At 60.2% G+C, this 6,519-nt stretch carries 9 protein-coding genes and 1 pseudogene; 2 read left to right on the plus strand and 8 right to left on the minus strand.

Features of this window, described 5'->3' with window-relative positions; translation table 11 throughout:
• Nucleotides 1-143: 143 nt before the first annotated feature.
• The 7 genes and pseudogenes from JZX87_RS30700 to JZX87_RS30730 all read right to left on the minus strand — a co-directional run bounded on the left by JZX87_RS30700 (nt 144) and on the right by JZX87_RS30730 (nt 4,175).
• The gene (locus JZX87_RS30700; RefSeq protein WP_183688308.1) at nt 144-485 is read right to left on the minus strand and encodes a helix-turn-helix transcriptional regulator; all 342 of its coding nucleotides are present in this window, start codon (nt 483-485) and stop codon (nt 144-146) included.
• A gap of 78 nt (nt 486-563) precedes the next feature.
• Nucleotides 564-1,067: pseudogene (locus tag JZX87_RS30705) on the minus strand (type 1 glutamine amidotransferase domain-containing protein).
• A gap of 37 nt (nt 1,068-1,104) precedes the next feature.
• Nucleotides 1,105-1,500, minus strand: a complete 396-nt coding sequence (locus JZX87_RS30710) for an FmdB family zinc ribbon protein (protein ID WP_353654303.1) — start codon at nt 1,498-1,500, stop codon at nt 1,105-1,107.
• 36 nt (nt 1,501-1,536) lie between these two features.
• The gene (locus JZX87_RS30715; protein WP_210349154.1) at nt 1,537-2,292 is read right to left on the minus strand and encodes a zinc-binding dehydrogenase; all 756 of its coding nucleotides are present in this window, start codon (nt 2,290-2,292) and stop codon (nt 1,537-1,539) included.
• A 758-nt stretch (nt 2,293-3,050) separates the two neighbouring features.
• Nucleotides 3,051-3,467: a hypothetical protein gene (locus tag JZX87_RS30720; protein WP_206829616.1), complete on the minus strand. Its 417-nt coding sequence runs from the start codon at nt 3,465-3,467 to the stop codon at nt 3,051-3,053.
• Entirely contained in the window at nt 3,464-3,724 is a 261-nt protein-coding gene (locus JZX87_RS30725) for a type II toxin-antitoxin system prevent-host-death family antitoxin (protein ID WP_183688312.1), read from the minus strand. The genes JZX87_RS30720 and JZX87_RS30725 overlap by 4 nt, the downstream gene beginning before the upstream one ends.
• 142 nt (nt 3,725-3,866) lie before the next feature.
• The gene (locus JZX87_RS30730; protein ID WP_133037238.1) at nt 3,867-4,175 is read right to left on the minus strand and encodes a DUF736 domain-containing protein; all 309 of its coding nucleotides are present in this window, start codon (nt 4,173-4,175) and stop codon (nt 3,867-3,869) included.
• A gap of 385 nt (nt 4,176-4,560) precedes the next feature.
• Here JZX87_RS30730 and JZX87_RS30735 point away from each other — a divergent pair, with 385 nt between their 5' ends.
• Nucleotides 4,561-4,974, plus strand: coding sequence for a transcriptional regulator (locus tag JZX87_RS30735; RefSeq protein ID WP_183688314.1), 414 nt, complete (start codon nt 4,561-4,563; stop codon nt 4,972-4,974).
• A gap of 158 nt (nt 4,975-5,132) precedes the next feature.
• Nucleotides 5,133-5,708, plus strand: coding sequence for a hypothetical protein (locus tag JZX87_RS30740; RefSeq protein ID WP_206829617.1), 576 nt, complete (start codon nt 5,133-5,135; stop codon nt 5,706-5,708).
• A 61-nt stretch (nt 5,709-5,769) separates the two neighbouring features.
• Here JZX87_RS30740 and JZX87_RS30745 read toward each other — a convergent pair whose 3' ends face one another.
• Nucleotides 5,770-6,069 carry a DUF736 domain-containing protein gene (locus JZX87_RS30745; RefSeq protein ID WP_183688382.1) on the minus strand — a complete coding sequence of 100 codons (300 nt, stop codon included), beginning with the start codon at nt 6,067-6,069 and terminating at the stop codon, nt 5,770-5,772.
• Nucleotides 6,070-6,519 lie beyond the last annotated feature (450 nt).

Here is a 6,519-nt window from a genome sequence, read left to right on the forward strand (position 1 = left end):
GCTCTAAGCAACCCGACCCTACCGGAAATCACCGATGGCTATGAAATCCAGCTACACCACTCCATGGGACACGATCGGCGACCACTGGATCGGGGCTTTCTGATCGCCACACCCATACGAACGCTTCTGTTGGCTGCGGCTTTTTAGAAGTCATTGTCGACCGCTGTCTGTTTTCGTGGACGCGCATACTTGGGTAGAAGCGTGAGGCGTTTTTGAAGGTCTTCGTTTCTGAACGTCATACCAGCAAGATCGTCGTCGAAAAGGCGAATGCCGAGAACGGTACATGCCTCAAAGGCAAGGCCCAGTTCCACCTTGGGATCTCCTTGTTCAAGCCGCTGAAGAGTTCCGCGTGTTATGCCGAGCCGGCCGGCAAGCTCCTGCGCCGTCATCGTGCGAGATTTACGTTCGAGCTGGATCATACTTCCCAGCACGCTAACCGCAGCAATCGTATATCGAGCATAGCTCTGTTTCTTCGTGGCCGGCATTGGTCGATCCATCAATCATATAGTGGCAATATGCGCTATGCATCGAGCTAATACAAACACTTTCGCAATGTTCACTAATCAAAGATGCATGGGCTTGCGGCTCGTCACCAGTCCCTGATCAACAACGACTTCCTGATCCACCCACTCCGCGCCTGCGTTCTGGAGGTCGGTCCTCAGGGAAGGTCAAGACGTAAGGCGCCGCCCGCGAGCGGCTCCCGCTTCGATGATCGTCCAGGGCCCGTGGCAGATTGACGCGACCGGCTTGCCCGCGTCGAAGAACGCCTTCACGAAGGCAACCGCTTCTGGCAGCGTTCGGAGGTTATCGGGATTGATGACTCCGCCCGGCAATAGGAGCGCGTCGAACGCTTCTGGTCGGGCGCTTTCCAGAAGCACATCGACGGGAAAGGTTTCGCCCCAATCCGTGAAGTTCCAAGCCTTAACCTGGCCGTCCTTGGGCGATACGAGCCGTGTTTCGGCGCCCGCCTCATCTAGCGCTTTACGCGGATCGGTCATCTCGGCCTGTTCGAAGCCGTCCGTTACCAGGATTGCCACCGTAAGGCCATTGAGGGTTTGAGAGGCCATGTCGATCTCCTTTCAATAAATCGGCTATGTGACGTCCTCACGATCCGCGTCGAGGCGGCCCACTCGAGGTGAAAACGCGGCCTTTCGAGGACAGAGCAACCGGGATGGGGGACCGGCGCATGCAACATCCGCAGCCCGCCGGATGTGCCGCTTTAGCTGCGGGATAACTGCTCTCTTCGCGGCCGTTGGAGGCAGGCCCGCGCCGAGCCCTGTCCATGCTAGCGAGGGCCGGTGCGCTCAGGAAATCCCGCGTCGACGCGGCGCCGCAAGCCGGGCAGGCGCATGGTTCGCGGAACGCCGCCAGTGGCCGAAACGCCGTGAATGGTCCGCATGCGGGACAGCTATATTCGTACATCAGCATGGTATTCCTCGACGTTCGAGACGATGGAGCGACAGGGCGGCCGGCGGCCGCCCCGAGTGGATCGGCTGTCATGCGGCGGGCTTGAGGATGACCTTGGTCCAGCCGTCATCACGCGCAGAAGATCAGGTCGCGAAGTTGCCGGTTATAGGCTTTTACATTGCACTGACCCGTTCCGATCGTCTGCCCCTTGAACCAGCACAGACCATAGTCGAAGACGATCTCGCCCTGCTTGTAGAGAGGGTCCTGCGGTGCGGGATCTTGCGGGACAAAGACACCAACGACCCCGATGCCGCCGGTAAACTTCACTGACTTCACCAGGTCGTTCATCGTCATGTTGGGATGCTCCTGGCCCTCTGGATCATGGGCTTGATAGCCGACGCACTCGCAGCCCCTGTCGGCTCCGACGCCGTTCGTCAGTTCCAGTACCTGATCCACGGCAGAACCCTTGGAATCATCGATGGCAATGGCGCCAATTGATTCCGCCAGCCGCAGCCGATCGGGGTGACGATCAACGACCATGACGATACTAGCGCCTTTGATCATGGCAGAATGGGCAGCCATAAGGCCGACCGGCCCGGCTCCATAGATGACTATCGACTCGCCTGGGCAAAGTCCTGCCAGCTCGGTGCAGTGCCAGCCAGTGGGAAAAATGTCGGCCAACATCACATAGTCATTCTGCTTGGCTTCTGCGTCCGGCGGCAGCTTCAGGCAGTTATAGTCGCCGTACGGAACGCGTAGAAGATCGGCCTGGCCGCCACGGTACGGCCCCATGCCGGCAAAGCCGTAGGCGGCACCTGCCATGTTCGGGAAGACGCTCCGGTCCGCCGTGGTCAGGCAGAAGGCACTCAGACCGAGCTGTTGCATGTGGTTTCCTGTCGATTGCGTTTCTTCGCGGGGATGAAATGCGGATCGGGAAGGAGTGCTGCACCGAAGGGACCCCGTTGCGCTTGCGCAATGGGAAGGCGCGCACAGCCGAAGCGCAGCGGAGGACCTGAGGTCGGCTGAATTTTGATGCGCGAGGAGCCGCAGGCGGGGAAAATTCTGCCGGCATAAGGTTGCGGCAGGACACACGATCCGCATCATTCCCAATGTCGATGAAATGAGATCGACAGGAAAATTGCGGCAGCTCGACTTCGAAGACGACGGGTGATGGAAACCGCCTCAGAAAGGCGGTTCGCTTTTCTGCGACACCGTCAAGCTCGGCGCTCGCGACAATCAGCTCTGCCTGAGCGATTTCGAGCTCGGCCTGGATCTGACGGCGCTCTGCACCATCGACAGCGTTACGCAGCTCAGCCCGCAGTTCTTCGATCTGGATTGCAAGTTCGTAGGTCATCTTCGTCTCCTGACGCTTGTGAAAGATGAGCGGCGGGTCCGAGAGGCGATGGCGGGGTCAAGGATCGCGCAAGCGACCGGCAGAGCCGGGGAGTGGGGGAGCCGATTTGCGTAGGCTGCGCGTCAGGGCAGGTGGAGCAAATTGGGGGCACCGCTCATCCTTGAGGCCGGCATTGCCACTTGGCACCATCGTGCATTCTGAGCAGCTACCCCACCTCTCCGTATGGCAGCAAAAAGCCCCTGAAACGCTCGATGCGGTTCAGGGGCTTGATCAAACGAGGCCTGTCATCTCAGCGGTGGCGACTGACCTCGGAGAAGGATTTGCGGCGCGCGATGAATTCGCGCAGGATCGGCAGGAAGAATGCCTTGCTGAAGCGACCGATCGGCGGCTCCGGTTCGAGATAGAAAGAGGCACCGACCAGGTCGCTGTTGTATTCGTCCATCATAATCCAGAGCTCACGGTCGGCATCGAGGCCGGCACGACGTTTTTCGATCGTTGGGATCTCGAAAGCGAAGCGGCCGCGTTCGGGCTGCTTGGTCGTGATCGGGAAGAACAGGACCAGATCGCCGCCGGCACGAGGAATGCGCACGCCCACCGCGACAGGGCGCTCCTTGCGACCCTCGGTCTCGCCCTTGCCGGCCTCCCGGGCCCAAAGATACGGATAACGAATGACGGCTGCGGTCTGGATGTCGTCGTAGACGCTCATCGCCCTACCTCGTCGTCATCGGCATATTGCGCGACAGCGCGCTCCACGTCGGCGAAAAGGGCGTCGGACATTGTGTCGATCGTGCCGACGGCCCGGGCATCGGCGCTCTTCATCAGTCGGTCGTAATCGTCGATGTTCAAAATGACGAGACGCGGCTTGCTCCGCTGGGTTAGGATCACGGGGTGACGCAGCGCGTCGGCGATGATGTCGCCGGATTTCCGGGATAGTTCGGTCGTCGTATAGGATCGGCTGGCCATATTTCGCTCCTTCGCGGTCATAGGCTGCACTATAGAGAGACTGCGGCTCGAAATCCAGCAATTACAGCAATGCTGTATTTGCTGTGTATACTGTATTTATGAAGGTAGAGGCCCCGCCGTGGGCGGAGCCTCGTGTCCGTCATCAGTCCCGGTTCGGCCGCGACCAGATGAGCTGGAGACCATCTTCGCCTTCGACCTCGGCGAGCGTCGCGTAGATCGGGGCCGGGAAGCTTGGATCGTCGAGCTTGACCGAGAGGTAGTCGCGGCCTTGCTCCGAGGTCTTCTGCCAGGCGGCGCCGAGCTCGACGCTGCCAGCGTAGACGCGGAACTGCGGGCCCTTGTCGGACGGGTTTTCGACGCGAGCGATGCGGGCCTTGACGTTGAGGGCGAGGGTACGGATGGAGCCGTTGAAGCCGTTTTCGGTGGAGGTGAAGGTGCCGATGGTAGCCATGTTCGAATTCCTTTCGCTGTTTCGGGCCGCTCCAGTGCGGCCTCGATGGCTGTCGACAAGACCGGGAGCGATTGGCCCGCACCCGAAGGGCGAAATGCAATGGCAGGCGTCGGATTGGGGATTTCTTGGAGGGAGAGGAGTGCGGATCGCCGCGCGGGGTAAGAAATCTCCAATCCACCGTTGCGGGAGGACAATCGAGGCGAAGCCGGTTTTCGGTCAGACATGCCTCATCGAGCCCGCCCTGGACCGGGCCTTTGTCGCGCGATGGAAGGAATTCAGCCATAGCGGCGTCGGACACACCGATTGCAACTGAAATGACAGCACGTGCATTGACTTTAAGTCACGGGGAAACAAATGCTTGCCCGCCTGACAGAGGAGAACACTGATGGCCGACGACACCACGATTGAGACAGCTGCCACGCCCGAAGCGCCGGCCACAGCCCCCGTTGAAAAGAAGACCCGCAAGCCGCGCGCGCCGAAGGTTGCCGCAGCTGACGCCAGCACCATCGACACCACGGCTGCATCTGCGGAAAAGCCGGCCAAGAAAACGCGGGCGAAGCGTGGCTCCAAGACTACCCCGGTCAAGGCTGACAAAGCTGCGGTCGAACCAAAGAAGGCCACCACCCGCGCGCCGCGCGCCAAGGCTGCAGCGACGGCCCCTGCCGCTTCGATCGAGGTGATTGACGATATCGCCGACTTGATCAAGTTGGAGGAAGAGAACAAACAGCTTCGCAAGGAGCTTTCCGAAAAGCTGCGCTCCGAGAATGCCGATCTGCGCAAACGCCTCGGCAAGTCCTGATATCCGACTTCCTGCGGCGTCTCGCATTATAGGTGAGGCGCCGCCGATCCTGCGATCGATCGCGCCGACAACGAACGGGATCCATATTGAAATGTCTGTGGCAATGATCCGCCACAATGCTTGAAAGGTTTGGCGCGATGAGAACACCATGGAGATTTGTGGCTGACCTGGTATCGCGTAAGCCGAAAACAGACAGCAACGACGCGGCCACCGCCGTCACACCCGCGACCATCGCTCTCGAGTACAAGCCGGACGCTGAAGAGGCACATCCTGCCACCGAGGCACCTGACGCTGTCCAATCCGTGGAGCCGCCTGCAGCGCCGGCAGGAGACGTTGCGCCCGAGCCACCGTCCGATCCGGAACCGGCATCCGAACTCGCCGAGGCCACGCCTGCAATTTCAGAAGAGGTTCCCAAGGCCTTAGACGAAGTGGTGGAGACAGCGGCGGCCCCCGCACCTGTCGAGCCGATCCATCTCCCGATCGAGCCTGTCGAGGTAGAGGGCAAGCCGGCGCCGACGCGCGCCAAGAAGATTGCGCCGGTCACAGAATCGGCGGCTCTTGAACACCAGGCCGATGAGGCTGGGCCTGCGCTTGCATCTGGCCCCAAATCGATCCTGGATGAAATGTCCCACCTCGATGCTGATGTCGCTGCTTTACGGCACCAACTCGCAAAGAAACTGACCGAGCAGAACGCACAATTGCGCAAGATGCTTGCCAGGTTCGATGCGCGGTAATCGCGCATTTAAGGCAAACCGAAGATGAGGCCCCGCCGGCGGCGGAGCCTCGCGATCCACATCAGTCCCGGTTCGAGCGGGACCAGATGAGCTGAAGGCCGTCTTCGCCTTCGACCTCGGCGAGCGTCGCGTAGATCGGGGCCGGGAAGCTCGGATCGTCGAGCTTGACCGAGAGATAATCGCGTCCTTGCTCGGAGGTCTTCTGCCAGGCGGCGCCGAGCTCGGCCGTTCCCGCATAGACGCGGAACTGCGGGCCCTTCTCCGAAGGATTTTCGACGCGTGCGATGCGAGCCTTGACGTTGAGGGCGAGGGTGCGGATCTGGCCGGTGAAGCCGTTTGCGGTAGAGGTGAAGGTGCCGATGGTAGCGGCTCGACAATGGCGATTGCATTCCTGCGCTGGTAGAAGTGTAAGTTGTCGACGTGCAACGTATGAAGAAGCGATTTCCTGAGGCTCACCAGAGAAGATTGATCTGGGTTTCTCCGCTCGACGCAACCCGAATGGTGGGCGAGCCGGGGCTGCAGGGTTTATTTCGGAAATTAGGATCTCACTCTGTCCGTTGATGAGGTCGTTGCTGCTAAATGTTGCCAGCGGCGCGCAAGTGGACATTAGGGACGGCGGACGGAAATGAAAATGATCGAAAAGGCCCTGGTTTACGCCACCAACCGGGGCGTCGCCTTAAGTTTGGCTATGGCACGGTGATCGACATCGGCCAGGTTTCAGGCGCTGATCGACTTGGTGATATCTCGCCATGCCGCGATAGCGTGAGAGCGAAGCTTTCGATGATCTGCTGCGGTCAGATGTTTGCGGTGA

The organism is Agrobacterium sp. Ap1, from assembly GCF_017313375.1.
GTDB classification, from domain to species: Bacteria; Pseudomonadota; Alphaproteobacteria; order Rhizobiales; family Rhizobiaceae; genus Neorhizobium; species Neorhizobium cellulosilyticum.